A 22,597-nucleotide genomic window follows, 5' to 3' on the forward strand; every position below is an offset into this window, starting at 1 on the left:
ATATACCTACTCAAGAAATAATACGAAATCAAAATGCTACATTAGAATACTTCAAAAAAATCAAGAAAAACTTATCATTAATAAATATAAAGTTCTAAGTTTACCTTACAATTAACCCAAAAACGATATGATGAATATTAAAATAATAAGTTCAGGATGCTACATCCCAACTAAAGTAATAGATAATACCACCTTTGATCAATTTGACTTCAGAGACGAACACGGTCAACCATTAAAGGATACTAACCAACGTACAGCTTATAAACTACAACAGATAACAGGTATCGAAGAAAGGAGATATGTAGAAAATCGATTAACTACTAGTGACATCGGTACTATCGCTTCTGAGCATGCTATCAAAAATGCAGGTATAGATCCTGAGACATTAGACTACATTATTTTTGCGCATAACTTCGGAGATGTAAAACACGGTACTTTACAGTCTGATATTGTACCTAGCTTAGCCTCTAGAGTAAAACATAATCTGAAAATCGCTAATCCATCATGTGTAGCATTTGATGTTCTTTTTGGGTGTCCAGGTTGGTTACAAGGTGTGATACAAGCTTATGCATTTATGAAAGTAGGTATGGCTAAGAGATGTCTAGTCATCGGAGCAGAGACACTATCACGTGTGATAGACTTACACGATAGAGACTCTATGATCTATGCTGATGGTGCAGGAGCTACTATATTAGAACTAACTAATGAAGAAGGAGGAATACTATCTGTAGAGTCTGCTAGTTATACACTAGACGAGGCTTTCTTCATTCACTATGGCAAATCATACAATCCTGACTTAGATGAGAACACTAAGTACATCAAGATGTTTGGGCGAAAGATTTATGAATTTGCACTAACTAATGTACCATTAGCGATGAAGAGCTGTGTAGATAAAAGTGGAATAGATATCAGCAAAATCAAAAAGGTGATGATACATCAGGCCAATGAAAAAATGGATGAAGCCATCGTAAAACGTTTCTTCGAATTATACGAGATGGAAATGCCAGAGCATATCATGCCTATGAATATCCAAAAACTAGGGAATAGTAGCGTAGCGACATTACCTACCTTATATGATATGATTATCAACAAACAACTAGATCCACACCAGTTAGAAAAAGGAGATATAATCCTCTTTGCTTCTGTAGGGGCTGGTATGAACATAAATGCCTTTACTTATCAAGTATAAGACATGAAATATAAAGAGAGCACTAAGCTCTCTTTTTTTATAAAAAGGCTATAGTGATATCTCTATTATTTATTCTCTTTCTTCTCTTTTTCACAAGTCTTACTTATGTAAACGAGAATAGCAGTACACACACCTAATGCACTGTAACATAGATAACTGACTACATTATTACTAAAAAAATCAAACAAATCAACAATTAATAACAAAGTAGCTACTGCTATTATAAACTTTAAAATCCGGTCTAAACTATTCACGTGACTATACTTTCTATTATATAACTTCCTCTATTGTGTCTAGCTATATCCCTAAAACACACTAAAAATTCTATAAAATAATTATCAATAGTAATGCCAATTTCTCAAAAATTATTGGTCATAAACACAACTTCACATATAGTCATTTTAATTAAATAGACCTTTTACTAAAAATATTTAAACTAAAATCAATAATAAAAGAGGCTAACTTCTATTTTTATTCATTCTTCTTATACTTTATTAGAATAAAAATAATTCTTATTTTCTTATAACAATACTCTAACTCAACCAATACCTCTTAAAACAAAAGAGAATTACACAGTCATTTTCATCCTCTTATAAACAATTAAACAGCCAAGCTATATTTATTTGATTTTAGTAACTTTGACTTAATTTTCTTATTCTCTTAATACTATGAGTCAAAATCTAGAAACAATCAGTGATCACTATAGAGAGAACACCATTAGCCATTATGCCTTCGATGCATCTGACTACCAATGTGGTAAATCACATTTCAATATTAATATTCGTAAATACTGTAATTTCAATACGCCATATAACAGACGAGATTATTACAAAGTATGCTTAATTATAGGAGAAGGTGTATTTAAATATGGTGAGCATACATTGATAATAGACAGGCCAGCTTTATTTCTTCCATGCCCTACGATACCATATGAATGGGAGTGTCTAAGCAATCAACAAGAAGGGTATTTCTGCCTTTTCAACCAAGAGTTTTTAGTAGAACATAGTACAATAGAGTTCTTCAAAAAGACTTCTCTTTTTAAGGAATGGAGTAAGCCCTTTATATTTTTAGATGAAGATCAATTAGAGCTGGCTTCTACCTACTTTAAACAGATGTATGCCATGGCTCAGAGTGATTACCCTTTAAAGTTTGAGATTATCCGTAACTTACTTGCTTTATTACTACATCAAGCGTTACAGTTAAAAGTAGAAGACCTAAAGCTAGAAGAAACACCTAGTAGCACTAGATTATACAGACTATTTGATGAACTGCTAAACAAACAGTTCCCACTAGACTCGCCTGCTTACCCTCTAAACCTAAAGACAGCATCTGACTACGCTACTGCCCTAAACGTACATGTCAACCATCTAAATGCTTCTATTAAGTCTGCAACGAATAAGACAACCACTCAGTTGATAAAAGAAAGGTTATTCGAGGAGGCTAAAAACCTATTGAAGAATACGAGTTGGGATATAGCAGAAGTTGGATATACACTAGGCTTCGATCAACCATCTCATTTTAATAATTTCTTTAAAAAGAATGCTGGAGTAACACCATTAAAATATAAAAAACCTATATAATCAATCTTTGATTTTTGCAATTATACCTTTGAGATATTTAATTCAAGATAATGATTGGCTACTTAATTTTGCTTCTCAAACAACAATTATAATCTATGCTAAGAGAAGCAAGTGAACAAAGAAAAAGACTAGCTACAATACTAGCCTTTTGTTCTATACCCCTTTCTGGTTTTGTGACCGATATATATTTACCGTCATTCCCTTCTATGGCTAAAGGATTAGCTGTATCAGAACAAGACATACAGCTTACCCTTACCTGCTATCTATTAAGCTATGGTATATCACAAATATTCGTAGGTAGTCTTTTAGATAATATAGGAAGGTACAAACCGCGCTTAGTCGCTTTACTGATATTAATTATTACCAATATCAGTATCACACAGATGGATAGTGTCTTCTACATCTGCATTATGAGAATTATACAAGGAATGGCTATCTCTACGTTAGTAGTTGCTACACGTGCTATCTTCATAGACATTTATGATGAGACGAAAAGACAGTATTACTTAAGCTACTTTACGATCGTATGGTCATGTGGTCCTATATTAGCACCATTCTTAGGTGGATACTTAGAAAAGCTATTTAACTGGCATGCCAACTTCTATTTCTTAGCTATCTATGCAGGAGTATTGTTAATCTTAGATCTGTGTATCAGTGGAGAGAGTATACCTGAGAAGAAGAGGTTTAACTTATCAGATACATTAAGTTTATATAAAATGATGCTTAGTGAAAAAAGATTTATGATCGGTACTCTAATATTAGGGCTTAGCTACTCTATCGTAATGATCTTTAATATAGCAGGACCTTTTCTAATCGAAAACACATTTGGCTATGGGTCTGTAGTTATTGGTTACTGTACATTAGTACTTGGATTCTCATGGATGCTCGGTGGTATAATAGGCAAGAAAAGAATGCACTTAGACTTAAAACCTAAAGCTCTTAAACCTTCATTAGTTCAACTATCGCTAATAGCAGTTCTATTAATTACTACTATCTGGATAGAGAGTCTACCATTATTAATAGGTTTTCTATTTCTTATACATATCTGTTCTGGAACGCTATTTAATAATTTCTTTACCACAACCATGTTACAGTTCCCTAATAATGCAGGTACAGCAGGCGGTCTAATGGGCGGATTGGTGTATGTACTTACCTCTTTTGTCACGTTAATAATCTCGTCTACAGGAGCTATTACCACTCCCACTGCATTAGGAGTAAGATACCTCATTACAGCTGTAGCATTATTACTAGCTATACTTTATATAATCAAGCTATACAATAGAGAAAAACAATAAACTAGAAGAAAAATAACTAACCTATACATATTTCTATATAATACACGATAGAACAGAACATCGCTGTAATTATAAAACTAAAAATAACTTATCAAATATGCATTATTTAATGATTAATACTTATTAAACTTCTCTTAAAGCTAGCTATTTTATACAGAGTAAACAATTCGTATACTGTAGTAATTTTTACTATTTTACAGTCATATTTATCAGTAATTTTGCGTTAGTCTTTAGGTAAAAAGATTCCTTTTTATCACACTATATTCAACTAATAATGTACTTAGATGTACGTTTTTAAAAATGCAATTAAACAATAAGTTTTTAGGCTTTACATCCGCAATCTTTGCAGCGATGTTATGGGGAGTATCTGGAGCTTTTGCTCAGTTCCTTTTTAGAGAAAAAGAATTTAACGCTGAATGGTTAGTTACCGTTCGTCTTCTTATCTCAGGAGTATTAATGTTATTATTTGGTATTGTCAGAAAGAATCCTGATGTCGTAAATATCTGGAAGGACAAGAAGGATGCAGTCCAATTGATTCTTTTCAGTATACTTGGAATGCTGACAGTACAGTACACTTACTTTGTGACTATACTTCACTCTAATGCGGCAACAGCAACAGTAATACAGTACACCGGCCCTGTGTTCATCGCTATCTATCTAGCATTAAGACTACGCAAATGGCCTAAGCCTATTGAGTTCTTAGCTATAGGAATGGCGATGTTAGGTACATTCTTATTGGTAACACATGGAGATATTAACACACTGAATATCACCCCTACAGCATTAGTATGGGGTATAGCGTCAGCTATAGCATTAGCCGTATATACACTGATGCCTGTGCATTTATTGAATAGATATAGTCCTATCGCTATTATAGGTTGGAGCATGCTTATCGCAGGTATAGCGATGAGTATTATACATCCTCCACATAAGCTAGAAGGCATATGGGATACAGATACCTATTTGGCAGTATTATTCATTATCTTCTTAGGTACATTGATACCGTTCTATATCTTCTTAATGGCGATAAAGAATATTGGACCACAAAGAGCTAGTTTATTAGCTTGTGCAGAACCTCTGTCTGCTACTTTAATAGCTGTGGTATATTTTGGGGTAAACTTTGAATTGATGGATTATATAGGAAGTCTTTGTATTATAACAACTATATTCCTATTGACTAAAATCAAGAAGAAAGTTATTCCTGAAAATTAAACAACGAGAATATCCATTTTTTTATAAGCAACGCGGTATATCCCTGTAAGGTATATCGCGTTGTTGTTTTTATAAGGTTATAAACCTAGTTTGCGAAATAGCTTATCTAACATTGACTTTACTCCTATAACCCAATTCGTCTTTAATAGAACAATGAAGTTTAAGATAATCACTAATCCTACTTTTAAAACTAAGACTAATAGAGGATGAGAGTTATTAGGGATGAGAAATATTATAACAACAAAAGCTAGCATAAATAACATTAGCTTAAAGAAGTTTATATCAAATGGCCATAACTTCATCTTTTGATAAATATAGTAGGTCTTAACTATATTAAACAATGTTAGAGATAATAGTGATGCTAGCCCCACACCGAATATTCCTAAGTCTGTATAGGCTAATAATACATAGTTCAAAACAACATTAAGAACCATCAAACTTAAGATAGAAACTAGATTAAAACGGTAATACTTAGAATAAGAAATAATCTCTGTATTAAATCCTGTAGACATATTAATCACTACATTAATACCTAGTAAATAGATAATAGGTAATGAAGGAGCTAACTTGTCATAAGTAGGTAACAATTGAAATAGAGGTTCTATACCAACTACAACACAGCTAAAAAGAAGCATACCAATAAAGAAAAGATTACGTGCTACTTCTTTATATTTCATATTCAATGTACGGAGTTCTGCTCTCTTGATTAGATCTGATATAATAGGCGCATATAGTGCAAAAACTCCCGTAGCAGGTATGGCAAGTGTAGAGGCTAATGTCACCCCTATATTATATGTACCATTCGCTTCATAAGAAATAAAATAAGGAATCATCAGAGAGTCTACTCTAAACGCAAAGAAAGAACCAAAACTTCCTGCAAAGGCGAATAAACTATATGCGTAATACTCTTTCTTTCCTACATGAGTAAATAAGTCGTCGTATTTCCAATGCCAATTAAACTTAAAATGTCTATATATATAAGTACCTATTACTATGGCAATAACGTAATAAGACACTATATAATACCACACTGCGTTATCTATTGAAAAGCTGCCATACACTACTATTAAGAACACTGTTGGCAAAGCTATTTTAGGGATTATCTTTTCAAAAAAGGTAGGAAAAGAAAGGCGTTGTAGATTAGTTGCTTGTCGCCTAAATAGCTCTATATAAGCCATCGAAATAGCTAGTACAAACCCCATAACCACATATCTCATCTCTGCTCCATCATAGACATAGGATCCTAGTAACAATACTATTCCTACTCCTATAGTGAGTTTAATCATAGAGAGCATACTATAACTAAAGAGTTTACCTTGCAAACGTTCACTTAGTTTGGGGTAAAAGTTAATCAATGCATGTGTACTTCCTAAAACAATAATCGGAAATATAATCTGTGCACAGGCATCTACAAAACGAATAATACCTAACAGTTCTTTATCTTGAGGATAGATTAACACAGTAGACACTACTCCTATCAATACACCTATATAATTGATAAGAGTAAAAAGAAATGCCTGTTTCGTAGATATTTTATCTTGCATGAGGATACCTAAATCTGTTAATCACTTACAAATATACTTGCTAATAAGTCCTTAACTACTATTTTTTTTAAATTTGTAATTCTTATGTGAATAAACCAACTTATAAAAGAAAGCTTATTTGCACAAATACTATTACATGAAATACCTTGTTATCATGCCTGCTTATAATGAGTCGGCTTTTATCGGTCATACTCTAGACAGTATAATTTCTCAAACGTTGTTACCAACTGATGTAATAGTTGTAAACGATAATTCCACAGATGACACAGCTGATATCATTATGAACAACTATGCTCATCTTCCTTATATCACACTAATTAACAAAGCATCTGAAGCTATACATCTACCTGGTAGTAAAGTTGTAAAAGCTTTTAATTATGGTTTAGAACAAGTAGATAATCTAGATCAATACGATTTTATCGTTAAGCTAGATGCAGATCTTATTCTACCTAATAATTACTTCGCTACTATCGCAAGTACTTTTGCACAAGACCAAGCTATAGGTATGGTAGGAGGCTTTGCCTATATAGAAAAAAACAAGGAATGGGTAATCGAAAGCCTAACAGACAAAGATCATATTAGAGGGGCATTTAAAGCTTATAAACTAGACTGTTTTAAACAGATTGGAGGCCTTAAGCCTTCGATGGGATGGGACACAGCAGATGAACTCTTGTGTAAGTTCTACAATTGGAAGATCGTTACAATAGATACTCTAAAAGTGAAGCATCTCAAGCCTACTGGTGCAATGTATAATAAAGCGGCTAGGTATAAACAAGGAGAAGCCTTCTATAGACTTCACTACGGAATAATAATTACATCTATCGCTTCTTTAAAACTAGCATTGAAAAAGAAAAAACCTTTCTTATTCATAGATTACATCAGTGGCTATTATAAAGCAAAAAGGGAAAAACAACCGTATCTAGTCACTGAAGAGCAGGGCATTTTTATACGTAAGTACCGTTGGAGTAAGATAAAATCAAAATTACTCTAATCACTTTTTTGCTTTAATAAACTTAAAACTCATTTGTAATTGGTAATTTAGCCGATATTTTAATTTTTATGATAAAATCTGGATTAACACATATAGGACAGTACTTTATAATGCTAAAAGAAATGTTTAGCAAAATGACTAAATGGAAAGTGATGAAAGTACTAATATTCAAAGAAATAGATGATCTAATCATTGGTTCTTTAGGTATTGTAAGTTTCCTATCTTTCTTCGTTGGAGGAGTAGTTGCTATCCAAACTGCCTTAAACTTAACAAACCCACTTATACCTAAATACCTTATTGGATTTGCTACTAGACAATCTGTAATACTAGAGTTTGCACCAACATTTATCTCTATCATTATGGCTGGAAAAATGGGTTCTTTTATTACATCTAGTATCGGTACAATGCGTGTTACAGAACAAATTGACGCTTTAGAGGTTATGGGAGTTAGTTCATTAAACTACCTTGTTTTCCCTAAGCTAATTGCCGTATTATTATATCCATTTGTCATAGGTATTAGTATGTTCTTAGGAATTGTCGGAGGATGGTTTGGAGGTGTTATGGGGAACTTTGTTTCATCAGAACAATTCATAATTGGATTACAAGATTCGTTTACTCCATTCCATGTTACTTATGCGTTTATTAAAACTTTCCTCTTTGGATTCTTACTAGCTACTATACCTTCTTACTTTGGTTATTATATGAAAGGTGGAGCCCTAGAAGTAGGTAAAGCTAGTACTACTTCATTCGTATGGACAAGTGTAGCCATTATCTTGACAAATTATATATTAACCTCTCTACTTTTAAGCAACTAAGAAATGATCGAAGTAAAAAATATACAAAAATCGTTCAATGGTACTCAAGTACTGAAAGGAATTACAACTACTTTCGAAACAGGTAAAACTAATCTTATTATTGGACAAAGTGGATCTGGTAAGACAGTAATGCTTAAAACTCTTCTAGGTATTCACACTCCAGATGAAGGAACTATTAGTTTTGATGGTAGAATATACACAGACCTTACAAATACTGAAAAAAGAGAGCTAAGAACAGAAATAGGAATGGTATTCCAAGGAAGTGCCTTATTTGACTCTATGACTGTAGAGGAAAACATTGCTTTCCCGCTTCGAATGTTTACTAATAAATCTGATGCAGAAATAGCACATCGTGTGAATGAAGTTATAGATCGTGTGAATCTAATCAATGCTAACACAAAAAAGCCTTCTGAGATATCAGGAGGTATGCAAAAGAGAGTAGCTATTGCCAGAGCAATAGTTAATAACCCAAAATACTTATTCTGTGATGAGCCTAACTCAGGGCTTGATCCTAAGACAGCTATCGTTATTGATAATCTTATCCAAGAGATTACTCATGAGTACGGTATCACTACAGTAATCAATACGCACGATATGAACTCTGTATTAGAAATAGGTGAGCACATCGTATTCTTAAAGAATGGGGTACTAGCTTGGTCTGGTAATCATAAAGAGATCATTCAGACAGACAATGAAGATGTAGTTGACTTTGTGTACTCATCAGAATTATTCAGAATGGTACGTCAAGCTATGAGACAAATCGGAAATGAAAAGAAATAATATAAAAAAGGAGTAATGCTGATAACATTACTCCTTTTTCTTTTCTTGTATTCTTACTTAAGTTTATCCGTCACTTGCTGACTCACAACCTTAATTTCTTGTTCTTTTTTCTTAGGATATAATAATAAAATATCATCCTTGTCCACGATGATATAGTCATTCAAACCATCTACTACTACCACTTTCCCTTTAGCTGTTCTTATAATATTATTTGTAGCATTATTAAAAAAAGCAGTTGCATTTACTACCGCATTGTCATTATCATCTTTAGGAAGCTTATCGTATAAAGACCCCCATGTACCTAAATCATTCCAATCAAATGTAGCTGGTAATACATATACATTATTAGCCTTCTCCATTACAGCATAGTCTATAGAGATGTTTTCAGCTTTAGAATAGTTCTCATCTATAAAAGACTTCTCATCTTCTGTATTTAGATAATCATACCCTTGATCAAACAATTCTGTCATAGCTGGTTGAAACTCTGAGAAAGCATCCAAAATAGAGCTTACACTCCATATAAAGATTCCTGAATTCCATAAAAAATGTCGGCTCTGTACAAACTTACGTGCTGTAACGTAATCAGGCTTCTCTCTAAATTGTACTACTTTCTTAATAGGACGAGAATCTAGTTTATTAAACTCAATATATCCATACCCTGTATTAGGGAAAGTAGGCAAAATTCCTAAAGTCATTAATACCTTATCACGCTCACATACATCAAAGGTGCGTTGTAAGTTAGATACGAACTGTAACTCATCTTCTATCCAGTGATCGCTAGGCGCTACCACCATTACTGCCTCTGGATTCATCTTCTTAATCTTCATCGCCGCATATAGTATACATGGTGCTGTATTACGCATATCTGGCTCTAATATGATATTATTTAACTCTACAGATGGCAATTGTTCCTTTACTATCTCGCGATAGTTTTCATGCGTTAAAATCAGAATATTCTCTTTAGGCACTACCTGAGACAGACGTTTAAAAGTCTTTTGTATCAAGGTATCTCCTGATCCTAACATATCGTGAAACTGTTTTGGAAACTCAGGTGTACTCACAGGCCAAAAACGTGACCCTACTCCACCTGCCATAATCACAGCATAATAATTTGAACTCATATATCTTTATCTATTTACAACATAATGGGTCAACAACTCTACTTCAGCATTTGCTTTAAAAGTGTATATTCTTCCCGTTGAAACTTCTAAACACTCGAAACGCTTTACCCTAATAGGTCCGCGCTTAAATATCTTTCCGTTATAAGTTTTAAAATGACTCCCTAAAGGGATTTCATATATAAAACAATTGTTATTATTTATATCCTGGACATCGTACCTTCTCATCGCTATAGATAACTTCTCATCAGTATCGCTACTAGCAGAAGGGTTTCTAAAGTGATTTGCTAACAAAGGTAATAATGCACTAGGAAATATTTCTTCTCTTAAAAAGGGCAACATTAATAATTGAAAAGTACTTTTCCACTCTACTCCATGTGGCTTTATTCCCCCTTTGTACTTTTGATAAGCCACTAAGTGAGCTATCTCATGAATCAAGGTCATCAAAAAACGGTAAGGATTCAGATTAGAATTTATCGTTATAATATGCTTCCCATCGTGATTACGAGTATAATCTCCATGACGTGTAACTCTCTCGTGTACAATCTTTAGATGCACATGATAGTGTTTTATCAATTCAAATACAGGTTCAACTGCTTGTTCTGGTAAATATGGCTTAAGCTTCTCTATCAATTACATTTTAATTTAAGGGGTAGTAGTAGACACTTGCAATACCTTCCCATTAAAAAATCTATTCCCATGTATCGCAAAGTTCACGATATACTCAGCCATTTCATCTGGCATAAGTGGAGCTTGATATCCTGGGAATGCCTCTTCTAACATCTCTGTCTGTACTGCTCCTAAAGCTACTACATTAAAGAATATTCCCTTATCCTTATATTCTTCAGCTAACAACTCACTTAAGATAGTGATAGCTCCTTTACTAGAACTATATGCAGCTAATCCTCCGAACTTTAACACTCCTTGTACTCCTCCCATACTACTTACAGATACCACATGACTATTCACTTTCATAAATGGTATAGTAACTTGCATTAGGCGAGCTGCACCGAATACATTTACATTATATACATACTGAAAATCTTCTTGTGTAATCTCCTCAAAAGGTTTGTTCACAATAGCTCCAGCGTTATTAATCAGGATATCTACATGCTCCCAATTGTCCTGTACATAATCAACTACCTTCTGAAGGTCTTCTTCTTTAGTTATATCAACAGCTAAACAAGTGACATTATCTAAATCAATAAGTTTATCTGATATTTTTCTAGACACTGCCAATACATTATGACCTAATTTTGACAACCATTGCACACACTCTAGTCCAATACCTCTACTTGTCCCTGTAACAATTACATTTTTCATCTTAATACATTCTTATTTCTCCCGGAGCTAAATTAACAAGTTTGTTCACAACCGGTATTATATCTTGTGTAAAAGAAGTCATAAAATTTAAATCCATTAAATGAGCTTCATCCTTTACATGGTGGTAATATTCATAATTTTCAAAGTCAAAAGAACTAAACGTTTGACATGGTACTTTAAACATTTGGTAAAAAGGATAATTATCAGAACGCTTAAACAAATTAAACTCTTCAGCCTTTTCTAATTTACCTACAATAGGCTTCCCTGCTAATTCATTTAACTTACTTGCCATAGTAGACAGATCGTATCCCGTTAGATAAGTCATATAATCTCTCTTCATAGGTAGTCCTAGCATTTCGAAATTAAGCATAGACACTACATTCACATTCTCTTCTTTAAGACGCTCTGCTAAATGTTTAGATCCCCATAATCCCTTTTCTTCTCCTGTGAAGAACGCCACAAGTACTGTACGCTTATTATTCTGTAACTTTAAGTTACGTGCTAATTCTAACAGGATAGCTGTACCAGCTGCATTGTCATTCGCTCCATTAGCAATAGAATCTCCATCTACAGGCTTTTCTATTCCGATATGGTCATAATGAGCACCTAATACCACTACCTCGTTTTTTAAAGTCTCATCACTACCTGGTATAACTCCTACGATATTCCAAGCATCTGCTACATTCTGTAACGTATCGTTATAAGAACTATAATAAGGCTTAATCATATACTCCGCTAATCGTTTAGCTAAGTACTCACCAGCCATCTTACCTCCTTCTGTACCAGTATCTCTACCTAGTAACTCATCAGAAGCTAAATAATATAATGTTTCTTTAATATTCTTTTGTTCAGCATTAGCTTTAACAACAGATGGTGTCTTAGTAGTAGCACATCCAACTAATAAGACTGCTGCCAATAGGCTTAAAATTCTCATTTATAAATATTTTTATCAAAAATACAAAAAGGTAATTAACTATAGAAAATAATTTCTACTGTATATGTAGCATATACAATAAATTATTATCAATAAAAAAGCCCTTATTCAAAAGAATAAGGGCTTAAGTATATTATTATTTAGATTACGCCAACATAGTCACTGGGTTCTCTACATAATCTTTAAATGTTTGTAAGAACTGAGCACCTGTAGCACCGTCCACAGTTCTGTGGTCACATGCTAGAGTTACTGTCATTGTATTACCTACTACGATCTGACCATTCTTCACTACTGGTTTTTCTATAATAGCACCTACTGATAGAATTGCAGAGTTTGGTTGGTTGATAATAGAAGTAAATGACTGAATACCAAACATACCTAAGTTAGACACAGTGAATGTACTTCCTTCCATCTCAGCAGGAGTAAGTTTTTTAGTTTTAGCTTTACCAGCTAATTCTTTTACTTTACCACCAATATGAGTTAAAGACATTTGATCTGTGAATGGCAATACTGGTACTACTAATCCATCCTCTACAGCTACAGCTACACCGATATTGATGTGGTTGTTATAGATAGTTGCATTATCAGTCCATTGTGTATTCACCTGAGGATGCTTGCGAAGTGCCATAGCACATGCTTTCACTACCATATCGTTAAATGATACTTTCGTATCAGGTAAGTTATTGATAATCTTACGAGACTCGATAGCATTATCCATATCTAACTCGATAGTTAAATAGTAATGAGGAGCAGTAAACTTAGACTCAGCTAAACGACGAGCAATCGTCTTACGCATTTGTGAGTTTTTCACTTCCTCTACACTTACTTCTCCAGCTGGTACGAATGCCTTAACAGCAGGTACAGCCGCAGTAGCTGCAGCTACAGGAGCAGCAGTTTTAGCAGCAGGTGTATAGTTTTCAATATCGCGTTTGATGATACGTCCATTCTCACCAGAACCTTTCACCTCAGTAATATTTATTCCTTTATCTTCAGCAATTTTCTTAGCCAATGGAGAAATGAATACTCTCCCATTAGTAGAAGTAGTAGCCTCCACGCTTACAGTTTTTGGTTCTTCAGCTTTAGGAGCCTCCGTAGCAGGAGCCTCAGCAGCGATAGCACCACCGTTTTGAGCAGATGCAACTACAGCTGATACGTCAGTTCCTTCTGGTCCTAAGATTGCTAATACGCTATCAACAGGAGCAGACTCACCTTCGTTAATACCAACATATAATAAAGTTCCAGCCTCAAAAGCTTCGAACTCCATAGTAGCTTTATCAGTTTCGATTTCTGCAAGGATATCACCTTCCTGAACCTTATCACCTACTTTTTTAATCCAAGTAGCTACTGTACCATCAGTCATAGTATCACTAAGACGAGGCATAGTAATGATTTTAACTCCAGCAGGCATAGCAGCCGCAGCAGGAGCTGGTGTTTCAACTTTAGCTTCTGCTACAGGAGCAGCAGCCTCAGCAGCTGGAGCAGCATTACCCGCACCACTGATTAAAGCAGAAATATCTTCACCTTCATTTCCTATAATAGCAAGTAACGAATCTACAGGAGCAGATTCACCTTCTTGTAATCCAATATATAACAATGTCCCTGAATTAAATGATTCAAACTCCATTGTTGCTTTGTCTGTTTCAATTTCTGCAAGGATATCTCCTTCAGAAATCTTATCTCCAACTTTTTTTAACCATGCTGCAACAACACCTTCTGTCATCGTGTCGCTTAAGCGTGGCATTGTAATTACTTCTGCCATGTTCTTTTTATTATAATCTGTGAGGTATAAAAGGGTAATTCTCTTGTTCGTATACTACGTCATACATTACGTTTTTCTCTGGGAACGGAGATTCTTCAGCGAATTTCTCACACTCAGTCACGTAATCTTTTACTCTTTGATCCATTGCCTCGATCTCAGCTTCAGTAGCATATCCTTTTTCTCTAATTACATCTAATACTTGTGTAATTGGATCTATTTTTTTGTACTCTTCTACTTCCTCTTTAGTACGGTAGTGTTGAGCATCTGACATAGAGTGACCTCTATATCTATACGTTTTCATTTCTAATAAAGTAGGTCCATCTCCACGACGTGCTCTTTCGATAGCCTCGTACATAGCTTCAGCTACTTTTACAGGGTTCATACCGTCTACTGGTCCACTAGGCATTTCGTATCCTAAACCTAATTTCCAAATATCACTATGGTTAGCTGTACGCTCTACTGAAGTACCCATAGCATATCCATTGTTTTCAATGATGAATACTACTGGCAATTTCCAGTTCATAGCCATATTAAATGTCTCGTGTAAAGACCCTTGACGTGCTGCACCATCACCGAAGTAACACATTGTAACAGCTTGTCTATCGAAATATTTATCAGCGAATGCTAATCCTGCTCCTAGAGGAATTTGTCCCCCTACGATACCATGACCACCATAGAAACGGTGTTCTTTAGAAAAGATGTGCATAGATCCACCTAATCCTTGTGATGTACCAGTACCTTTTCCTAATAACTCAGCCATAATTCTCTTAGGATCTACTCCTAATCCGATTGGCTGAACGTGATTTCTATATGCTGTAATCATCTTGTCTTTAGACATGTCCATTGCATGTAAAGCTCCAGCCAATACTGCTTCCTGCCCATTATATAAATGCAAGAATCCTCTCACTTTTTGTTGAATATATAAAGCAGCAAGCTTATCTTCAAACTTTCTCCAAAATAGCATGTCTTCATACCACTTTAGATAAACTTCTTTTGTAATTTCTCTCATATGACTTTACTTTTCATAAACGGTCTCCCGTTTAAAATACAGACTTTCTCGTTTAACCACACTACTGTGGAGAAGCAAAAATAATATATCTACACTAGACTGAAAAATTTATTTGAAGTATTTTAGATTTGATAATATTTTAGACAATTAATTTAACAATACCTTATAATTAGATCGTTTAGTTACATTTCTATTTTTTAAAACTTAAACCTAAAAATCCCGTATATACTTTTTTAATTTTATTATAACAACCTTAATATTACTAATAACATCCTTATTTAAAGACACATAAATTATGCCATCTATCCAATAAAGGATAACTAGTCTGTAAAATCACCTAGAAACTCCTATTAAAGCTCTTTTATAGTATTCACTGTATACTAATGTTGTTATCTGCCTTCTATTAGCCTTAACTGTTCATCGCCTCTTAGTACACATAAGTTAATAGTACTTCTACCTCACCTCCATACTAAGTCCGTTTCTATCCTTGTATTAACGGACTCACTACAGACGCATAACGGACGCATAACAGACTCAACTCGCATCAGTTTAACATCACACCCAAATAAGTCTACATGAAATATCTAAAAAAGGAGAGAGTCTGTTTTCACAGACTCTCTCCTACATTATAAAATATATAATACACTATAAACACTCTCTAGCTTAATAAGCTATAATAGTGGATAAACTCAGTAGTTCTAGACAGAACTAATTTTGCCACCACATCTTATAATTAATATTATCGCCACCCATCTCTGCTACTTTTTTCTCATAATTACCTTTGTTCTGAGTACGTATATTGATTGGGTATGGGAATCTATTAGGCATATTCCCATCGTTTAGCATTGACTCTGTCTTAGGTAGCTTAGGATATCCTGTACGCTTATATTCGAACCACTGTTGATAATCGTTCATATACAATGCATAATACTTCTGTAACATAATGCGCTCTAATGTACCATTATACCTAGTACTTTCTAAAGTAAAATAATTAGTTGGCATCTCTAATCCCTTAGAGGTAATAGCCTCTTTCACCGCCTGCTCATAATAGCTCTTTGCATCTGATAAGTATCCCTTCTGAGCTAACTCCGCCTTTATAAATAATACTTCAGCATACGTTAGTATAGGTGCTTCTGTAGGATTAGCCGCCATAACATTATTCAATGTCGATGCTTCGTAATCAAACTGTGAATCCGAACCATCAAAGGCACTAGGTATTCCTTTATACCCTATATATACTTTATTCTTTCCTTCTACTCTATAGGCTTCTGTTGCATATAGTGGAAGTCTTGGGTCATTAAAATCATTTAAATTATCTATAAAGAAAGAAGCCATCTTACGACTCAATGTAAAATCTTGAATACGACTCCATGGAGAGATATTAGGTGTCACCCCTGTTATCTTTAGATTAGCCTGTGACTTCACGTCATTAATAATAGGATATTTATCTGGATCGTTAAGTATAGTCAGCATACGTTGATATGCATTCTTATTCTCTTTATTTGATATTCTCAACAGTAAACGCAAATGCAAACTATTCGTAAACTTCTGCCAATCATCCCAGTATGTTTTTGAATCTATGTATAAAATATCCGGATTATATAATAACTTTCTATTTAGGTCATATAAGCTATTTGCTCGTTCCAAATCCGCTAAAATACTATCATATATCTTCTCTTGTGAATCAAATTCTGGATAAAGAACTTTTTCTTCTCCCTTAGACGCCTCAAAATAAGGTACATCCCCGAATAAATCAGTTAAGTTAGAAGTGATCCACGCTTTTAGAGTTAGAGCCATCGCTTCATAGTTAGGATCGGCTACCTTCACAGCCTCATACTCCATATCTCTAGCATTCTTTAACCATCTGTAATAAGCATTCCACGATGACGCTCCTACATCATCACTTAGGTCATATCGTTGCATACCAGGTACATCACTAGGATAAACCACAATATCTTGCATTAAATGATTATTATGAGACCAACTGCGATACATATTATGACTAGCCATCTCGTAGATGATAGGGTTTAATAACGTTGCTGGGCTAATCTGTTGTAAACGGTTAGGATCAATATTCTTCTCTTCAAAATCAGAAGTACAACTCACAGTCAGCAATACTGTTGCTGATAATCCTAAAAATATATTTTTGATTTTCATCTGTCGTTTTCTTAATATTAGATATCTAGTTTAATACTAAAACCATAAGTAGCAGGTGATGGCATCTGCCCCATCTCTACTCCTGGCATCATAGAACCTCCATTTAAGGCTGCTGTCTCTGGGTCAAATAACGGGAAGTTAGACAACATCGCTAGGTTACGTCCATATACAGATACGCTTAGTTTCTTCAGGCGTAACTTATTTAATATTTGCTTAGAGAAATTGTATTCAAAACTCACTTCTCTCAATTTGATATAAGAAGCATCGAATGTATTAGACTCTAGATTAGCTCTTCTATAGTATTCTTTATAGTAGCTTGCTGGGTCTACCTTAGTCGTATTAGGTGAGAATGTACCATCTCCATTTCTCACTACTCCATCTCCGATGATATATCCTTGTTCTCTACCGTATAAGGTATGTTCTAGTTTACCTTGCTCACTCATCTTATGATGAGACTGTGAGTACACATTACCACCATACTGCCCATCTATCGTAAAGCTGAACTTAAATCCTTTATACTTAAATGTATTAGTCCATCCCATCGTCCAGTCTGCATAAGCACTACCGATATACTCTATTTCTTTAGATTGTTCAGGAAGTCCTTTATCTGTATATACGATTTGTCCTTGATCATCTCTCACAAATTTATATCCATATAAGTCTCCTGTAGTTCCTCCTACTTTAGCGATAATAGATGCCGTACCCGATGTAGCTAATACTTGCTGATCTCCTCCTTCGAACTCTTCTGCTAGGCTTAAGATTTTATTCTTATTCTTAGCCCAGTTCACTGAAGTATTCCAAGAGAAATCTTTTGTCTTAATAGGTGTACCACTTAACATTAGCTCAATACCTCTATTGCGTACATCTCCACCATTAATTACAGCCTTATTATATCCTGTTACATAATTTAATGGTACGGTAATAATTTGATTTTTTGTATTGGTTTCATAGACTGTCACATCAAAGCCCAATCTGTTGCCAAACATCTTATGCTCATATCCAATCTCAAATGAATTAGTACCTTCTGGTTTTAATTCACCATTATGTAAAGTGGTAGCAGACGTAGCAGAGCTAGCAAAGGCACTATTAGAATAATATTTCAATGTTTGATATGGTTTAGTACCATTACCTACTTTTGCTATAGACACTCTCAGTTTTGAATAATCAATACTCGCAGGCATTCTAAAAATATCATTCAACACAAAACTTGCGTTTAATGAAGAATATAAAAATGACCAATTCATTTTAGGCAATGTACTCGACCAGTCATTTCGAATAGTTCCATCTAAGAATACCATATTCTTATACCCTACCGAAGCCATCCCATAGACAGAGTTCACTTTATAGTCATCATCTAGAACATTAGTGATAGGATTATTGATACCATTCGCTAACATATATACACCAGGCGTAACTAGTCCATCTACATAAGATGTAACGCTGTGATATTTAGAATCAAGCATATTCCCTCCTATAGACCCACTATATGTAAATATATCTGAGTCATTATCAGTATAAGTTAATAAGACATCAGTATTAATCTCTTGGAAGTTTATCTGTTGTGTTCTAAAATATCCTTTACCAAACTTAGTGGTGCTATAAGGTCTGCGCTGCTCACGTTTATCATTACGCGAGTTAAGTGAGGCACGTAACATTAATTTTAATTTAGGTGCAAGAGTAATATCAGTCGATAGGCTTCCTGTTATAGTGTTTGTATTTACTGGATTGGTTGTCTCATAAGCGATTAGATAAGGATTTTCTATGTATGAGCTAAACGGATGAATCTGTTGTGTTTGATAGTAATCTTTCTGCCAGATAGGTCTATACCATTCTAAGTCAACATTAGGATTCTGAAAGATCATAAAATATCCTATCGTATGGTTACCATATCCTGTACCTGGTAGGTTATCACTCTTTCTGTTCGTATAACTAACATTCGCGTTTAAAGTAACTGCATCAGAGATATTATACTTAGCCTTCGTAGATAGTGTAGTTCTATCAAATCCTGTATTAGGCATTATCCATTCATTCTTAGAGTGCGTTATCGTCGTTCTAATATCTCCTTTATCACTTCCTCCTGATAGACCTAAAGTATTAGTTGTAGTAATACCAGTACGCCAGAAGTCTTTTATATTATTCTTATAAGGTTTCCATAAAGTTCTTTCTGCACCTTGAGACTCTGTTGTAGGATCGTATTGATAGTAATATTGTCCTTCAAACTTAGGTCCGAATGCACTACTAGTACTTCCTGTATTCGCACCATCATCTGATAAACCGTAAGAATAATACGGATTACCTTCTTTATCAAAGCTATTTCCACTACCTTGGCCATATTCGTATTGATACTTTGGCCACCTCTGAATTACATCAAAACTAACATTAGAGTTAAATGAGATACCTAATCCTTTATCTTTTTTTCCAGATTTAGTAGTTATCATTAATACCCCATTACTAGCTCTAGAACCATATAATGCAGCTGCACCAGGCCCTTTAAGCACAGAGATACTTTCTATGTCATCCGGATTTATATCAGCTATCCCATTTCCATAATCTACAGGAGCATCAGTACCTATATAAGAATCACCTGCTCCACTGCTCCACAAAGTACTATTGACAATCACACCATCTACTACCACTAATGCTCCATTGGCATCAGCATTCAATGACCGATCTCCACGTAACTTAATTTGTGTCGAATTCATTGGACCAGAACTAGCAGATGTCATAGTCATACCAGCTACTTTACCTTTTAATGCATCTGACCAAGTATTAGAACGAGTATTATCAAGTTGTTCACTGTTCAAAGTCTGTTGAGAAAATCCTAATTGTTTCTCTTCTCTCTTAATACCTAAAGCCGTTACTACAACTTCATTAAGCATGCTACTAGACTCTACTAAGCTCACATTCACAAAATCACCTTTACTAACAATCATTTTCTTCTCTTCAAATCCCATAAAAGAAATGATGATTTCACCTTTTAAGAAAGTATCAGGCACAGCTAATGTGAAGTTACCATCTAGATCTGTCGATGTGATGTGCTTAGATCCTGACAGCTGAACTACTGCACCAGGTAGAGTCAATCCAAGGTTATCAATTACTTTTCCTTTTACGATCGAGCCACTACTTTGCTCAGAAGAAGATTTAGTGATAATACTATCTAACGCATCAGTTGAAACATTAGAAGCGAATAATGAATTTGATTGTAGTAATAAAACACTTCCTATAATCAAACAAATTTGATGACAATTACGTCTAACTTTTTTCATTACTTAAAATTGTGTTGTTGTTGGTTGTATTAAATACCTCACTTAATACAGTCACAAAAGAATGAAATGCCATTAGTCGGCACAACGTTTAATCATTACTAAACAGTTAATGACTGTTATATAATTGTAAACAAAAAAATACCTAAATTATTTTTTAGTCTAATCTAAATTATTAATTTAACTATGTCTAATAAAAATAAAACTATAAGTAATGAAATTCAAACTTCCTGATTTGCCATATGATAAAAATGCTTTCAATTCTTTTATATCATCTGAAGGATTCGATTATCACTATGGAAAACATCATCAAACGTATGTAAACAACCTTAACCATTTAATAACAAACACAAAATGGGAAGATGAATGTTTAGAGAATATTATCACAGGTACTCAAGCAGAAGGAGAAGTAGCCATATTTAACAACGCTGCACAGCATTATAATCATTCTTTTTTCTGGAAATCCATAACTCCTAACCAAGGTGGTCAGCCTAGTGAAGAACTACTAGACATGATAGGAAAATACTTCGGATCACTAGATGAACTAAAAACTCAATTCATTGACAAAGCGACTAAATTATTTGGAAGTGGATGGGTATGGTTAGTACTAACTCCAGAAAATAAGCTGGAACTTATGAGTCTAAAGGATGCTGACACTCCCTTAGTTTATGGGAACACGCCTCTACTAACTATAGATGTATGGGAACATGCGTATTATATAGACCACAGAAATGCAAGGCCAAGCTTTATCCAACTATTTTGGAATGCAATCAACTGGGAATTTGTCAATAAAAATTTAGTAAAATGAGTATAGAATGTATTATGCACATAGAGAAAAGCTGTCAACTAAAGCAAGATCTTGCTAACGAGCAGCTCCAAAAAGGGAACAATAGTTTAGCAATTAACTATTATATCGAAGCCATAAGTCGACTAGAAGTATTGTGCGCTTCATATAACGCGTATCTAAAAACAGGTCCCAAACTCTATCTACAATACATAGATACATCTATTAGGTTAGTCACCTTATATAGAAAAGAACAAGAGACTGACAAGTACAAAAAACTAGTCTCTAAGCTTAACAGTTATATTGACAATGTCAAAGAGCTAATAAACAATGATCATGAAATGTCCATTACACTAGCTAACTTCAAGCTAAAGCTTAATAATATTTAAAACTAAAAGAGATTATTCCATTAATTAGTAAAGCCATAATTCTAAAACAATAAGAATAAAAAACTCTTTTTAAACAAAAAAGGTCTACATTAAATGTAGACCTTTTTCATTTTGTTGATATTAAATCAACTATTCTATCAGATTTATGCTTCTCCTTTCGTACCAAACTTTATAGCTGACAATTCACTAGTAGCTTCAACATCAACTATACTTCCATTACTACCTTCATAGCGCTGGATATTCTCTTGTAAAGCAGTCATTAATCTTTTCGCGTGTTGAGGCGTCAAAATAATTCTAGACTTTACTTTACCTTTTGGCATTCCAGGCATTATGGTAACAAAATCAACCACAAATTCAGTATTAGAATGATTGATAATCGCTAAATTAGAATACACTCCTTCTGCTGTTGCCTCGTCTAATTCAAGGCTAAATTGATCTTGTTCTTTTTCCATAAT

The 22,597-nt window shown here is 34.2% G+C and carries 19 protein-coding genes; 9 read left to right on the top strand and 10 right to left on the bottom strand.

Going from position 1 to position 22,597, the window contains the following annotated elements:
- Positions 1–130 precede the first annotated feature (130 nt).
- From AABL85_RS04100 to AABL85_RS04115, 4 genes are all read left to right on the top strand, one after another.
- Entirely contained in the window at positions 131–1,189 is a 1,059-nt protein-coding gene (locus AABL85_RS04100; RefSeq protein ID WP_131541071.1) for a 3-oxoacyl-ACP synthase III family protein, read from the top strand.
- Positions 1,190–1,857: 668 nt separating this feature from the next.
- Entirely contained in the window at positions 1,858–2,769 is a 912-nt protein-coding gene (locus AABL85_RS04105; protein ID WP_131540213.1) for a helix-turn-helix domain-containing protein, read from the top strand.
- Positions 2,770–2,864: 95 nt separating this feature from the next.
- Positions 2,865–4,064, top strand: coding sequence for an MFS transporter (locus AABL85_RS04110; protein ID WP_341309290.1), 1,200 nt, complete (start codon positions 2,865–2,867; stop codon positions 4,062–4,064).
- A gap of 300 nt (positions 4,065–4,364) precedes the next feature.
- Positions 4,365–5,276: a DMT family transporter gene (locus tag AABL85_RS04115; RefSeq protein WP_131540215.1), complete on the top strand. Its 912-nt coding sequence runs from the start codon at positions 4,365–4,367 to the stop codon at positions 5,274–5,276.
- Between the two features lie 77 nt (positions 5,277–5,353).
- Here AABL85_RS04115 and AABL85_RS04120 read toward each other — a convergent pair whose 3' ends face one another.
- Complete coding sequence (locus tag AABL85_RS04120; protein WP_131540216.1) at positions 5,354–6,820, bottom strand: lipopolysaccharide biosynthesis protein; 1,467 nt, start codon at positions 6,818–6,820, stop codon at positions 5,354–5,356.
- A gap of 136 nt (positions 6,821–6,956) precedes the next feature.
- On the opposite strand from AABL85_RS04120, the gene AABL85_RS04125 reads away from it, so the two are divergent.
- The 3 genes from AABL85_RS04125 to AABL85_RS04135 all read left to right on the top strand — a co-directional run bounded on the left by AABL85_RS04125 (position 6,957) and on the right by AABL85_RS04135 (position 9,406).
- Positions 6,957–7,811, top strand: coding sequence for a glycosyltransferase family A protein (locus tag AABL85_RS04125; RefSeq protein WP_341309291.1), 855 nt, complete (start codon positions 6,957–6,959; stop codon positions 7,809–7,811).
- A 68-nt stretch (positions 7,812–7,879) separates the two neighbouring features.
- Entirely contained in the window at positions 7,880–8,626 is a 747-nt protein-coding gene (locus tag AABL85_RS04130) for an MlaE family ABC transporter permease (protein WP_006264692.1), read from the top strand.
- Between the two features lie 3 nt (positions 8,627–8,629).
- Positions 8,630–9,406, top strand: coding sequence for an ABC transporter ATP-binding protein (locus AABL85_RS04135; protein ID WP_006259574.1), 777 nt, complete (start codon positions 8,630–8,632; stop codon positions 9,404–9,406).
- A 53-nt stretch (positions 9,407–9,459) separates the two neighbouring features.
- Here the strand turns inward: AABL85_RS04135 and AABL85_RS04140 are convergent, their stop codons facing one another.
- The 8 genes from AABL85_RS04140 to AABL85_RS04175 form a co-directional block, all read right to left on the bottom strand.
- Entirely contained in the window at positions 9,460–10,527 is a 1,068-nt protein-coding gene (locus AABL85_RS04140) for a mannose-1-phosphate guanylyltransferase (RefSeq protein ID WP_286416972.1), read from the bottom strand.
- A 6-nt stretch (positions 10,528–10,533) separates the two neighbouring features.
- Positions 10,534–11,157: a SprT-like domain-containing protein gene (locus tag AABL85_RS04145; protein ID WP_131540218.1), complete on the bottom strand. Its 624-nt coding sequence runs from the start codon at positions 11,155–11,157 to the stop codon at positions 10,534–10,536.
- 12 nt (positions 11,158–11,169) lie between these two features.
- On the bottom strand, positions 11,170–11,847 hold the full coding sequence (locus AABL85_RS04150; RefSeq protein WP_131540219.1) for an SDR family NAD(P)-dependent oxidoreductase: 678 nt from the start codon (positions 11,845–11,847) through the stop codon (positions 11,170–11,172).
- Position 11,848: 1 nt separating this feature from the next.
- Positions 11,849–12,781 carry a M20/M25/M40 family metallo-hydrolase gene (locus AABL85_RS04155; protein WP_341309292.1) on the bottom strand — a complete coding sequence of 311 codons (933 nt, stop codon included), beginning with the start codon at positions 12,779–12,781 and terminating at the stop codon, positions 11,849–11,851.
- Positions 12,782–12,926: 145 nt separating this feature from the next.
- A complete protein-coding gene (locus tag AABL85_RS04160; RefSeq protein ID WP_341309293.1) occupies positions 12,927–14,540 on the bottom strand; it encodes a 2-oxo acid dehydrogenase subunit E2 in 1,614 nt (537 codons plus the stop codon).
- 10 nt (positions 14,541–14,550) lie between these two features.
- A complete protein-coding gene (gene pdhA, locus AABL85_RS04165; protein WP_131540222.1) occupies positions 14,551–15,549 on the bottom strand; it encodes a pyruvate dehydrogenase (acetyl-transferring) E1 component subunit alpha in 999 nt (332 codons plus the stop codon).
- 708 nt (positions 15,550–16,257) lie between these two features.
- Complete coding sequence (locus AABL85_RS04170) at positions 16,258–17,706, bottom strand: SusD/RagB family nutrient-binding outer membrane lipoprotein (protein ID WP_131540223.1); 1,449 nt, start codon at positions 17,704–17,706, stop codon at positions 16,258–16,260.
- A 17-nt stretch (positions 17,707–17,723) separates the two neighbouring features.
- Positions 17,724–20,972: a SusC/RagA family TonB-linked outer membrane protein gene (locus AABL85_RS04175; RefSeq protein ID WP_341309294.1), complete on the bottom strand. Its 3,249-nt coding sequence runs from the start codon at positions 20,970–20,972 to the stop codon at positions 17,724–17,726.
- A gap of 211 nt (positions 20,973–21,183) precedes the next feature.
- Here AABL85_RS04175 and AABL85_RS04180 point away from each other — a divergent pair, with 211 nt between their 5' ends.
- Positions 21,184–21,777, top strand: a complete 594-nt coding sequence (locus tag AABL85_RS04180; RefSeq protein WP_341309295.1) for a superoxide dismutase — start codon at positions 21,184–21,186, stop codon at positions 21,775–21,777.
- Positions 21,774–22,142 carry a hypothetical protein gene (locus tag AABL85_RS04185; protein ID WP_131540226.1) on the top strand — a complete coding sequence of 123 codons (369 nt, stop codon included), beginning with the start codon at positions 21,774–21,776 and terminating at the stop codon, positions 22,140–22,142. Before AABL85_RS04180 ends, AABL85_RS04185 begins: the two co-directional genes overlap by 4 nt.
- 143 nt (positions 22,143–22,285) lie before the next feature.
- Here the strand turns inward: AABL85_RS04185 and AABL85_RS04190 are convergent, their stop codons facing one another.
- Positions 22,286–22,594: a DUF3467 domain-containing protein gene (locus tag AABL85_RS04190; protein ID WP_006264687.1), complete on the bottom strand. Its 309-nt coding sequence runs from the start codon at positions 22,592–22,594 to the stop codon at positions 22,286–22,288.
- Positions 22,595–22,597: the final 3 nt, after the last annotated feature.

Origin of the sequence: Myroides odoratimimus (assembly GCF_038039805.1) — a bacterium.
Classification (GTDB): domain Bacteria; phylum Bacteroidota; class Bacteroidia; order Flavobacteriales; family Flavobacteriaceae; genus Flavobacterium; species Flavobacterium odoratimimum_B.

Coding starts and splice junctions, on each gene's coding strand:
- AABL85_RS04100 (WP_131541071.1), top strand. CDS start 131: ATGAATATTAAAATAATAAGTTCAGGATGCTACATCCCAACTAAAGTA.
- AABL85_RS04105 (WP_131540213.1), top strand. CDS start 1,858: ATGAGTCAAAATCTAGAAACAATCAGTGATCACTATAGAGAGAACACC.
- AABL85_RS04110 (WP_341309290.1), top strand. CDS start 2,865: ATGCTAAGAGAAGCAAGTGAACAAAGAAAAAGACTAGCTACAATACTA.
- AABL85_RS04115 (WP_131540215.1), top strand. CDS start 4,365: ATGCAATTAAACAATAAGTTTTTAGGCTTTACATCCGCAATCTTTGCA.
- AABL85_RS04120 (WP_131540216.1), bottom strand. CDS start 6,820: ATGCAAGATAAAATATCTACGAAACAGGCATTTCTTTTTACTCTTATC.
- AABL85_RS04125 (WP_341309291.1), top strand. CDS start 6,957: ATGAAATACCTTGTTATCATGCCTGCTTATAATGAGTCGGCTTTTATC.
- AABL85_RS04130 (WP_006264692.1), top strand. CDS start 7,880: ATGATAAAATCTGGATTAACACATATAGGACAGTACTTTATAATGCTA.
- AABL85_RS04135 (WP_006259574.1), top strand. CDS start 8,630: ATGATCGAAGTAAAAAATATACAAAAATCGTTCAATGGTACTCAAGTA.
- AABL85_RS04140 (WP_286416972.1), bottom strand. CDS start 10,527: ATGAGTTCAAATTATTATGCTGTGATTATGGCAGGTGGAGTAGGGTCA.
- AABL85_RS04150 (WP_131540219.1), bottom strand. CDS start 11,847: ATGAAAAATGTAATTGTTACAGGGACAAGTAGAGGTATTGGACTAGAG.
- AABL85_RS04155 (WP_341309292.1), bottom strand. CDS start 12,781: ATGAGAATTTTAAGCCTATTGGCAGCAGTCTTATTAGTTGGATGTGCT.
- AABL85_RS04160 (WP_341309293.1), bottom strand. CDS start 14,540: ATGGCAGAAGTAATTACAATGCCACGCTTAAGCGACACGATGACAGAA.
- pdhA (WP_131540222.1), bottom strand. CDS start 15,549: ATGAGAGAAATTACAAAAGAAGTTTATCTAAAGTGGTATGAAGACATG.
- AABL85_RS04170 (WP_131540223.1), bottom strand. CDS start 17,706: ATGAAAATCAAAAATATATTTTTAGGATTATCAGCAACAGTATTGCTG.
- AABL85_RS04175 (WP_341309294.1), bottom strand. CDS start 20,972: ATGAAAAAAGTTAGACGTAATTGTCATCAAATTTGTTTGATTATAGGA.
- AABL85_RS04180 (WP_341309295.1), top strand. CDS start 21,184: ATGAAATTCAAACTTCCTGATTTGCCATATGATAAAAATGCTTTCAAT.
- AABL85_RS04185 (WP_131540226.1), top strand. CDS start 21,774: ATGAGTATAGAATGTATTATGCACATAGAGAAAAGCTGTCAACTAAAG.
- AABL85_RS04190 (WP_006264687.1), bottom strand. CDS start 22,594: ATGGAAAAAGAACAAGATCAATTTAGCCTTGAATTAGACGAGGCAACA.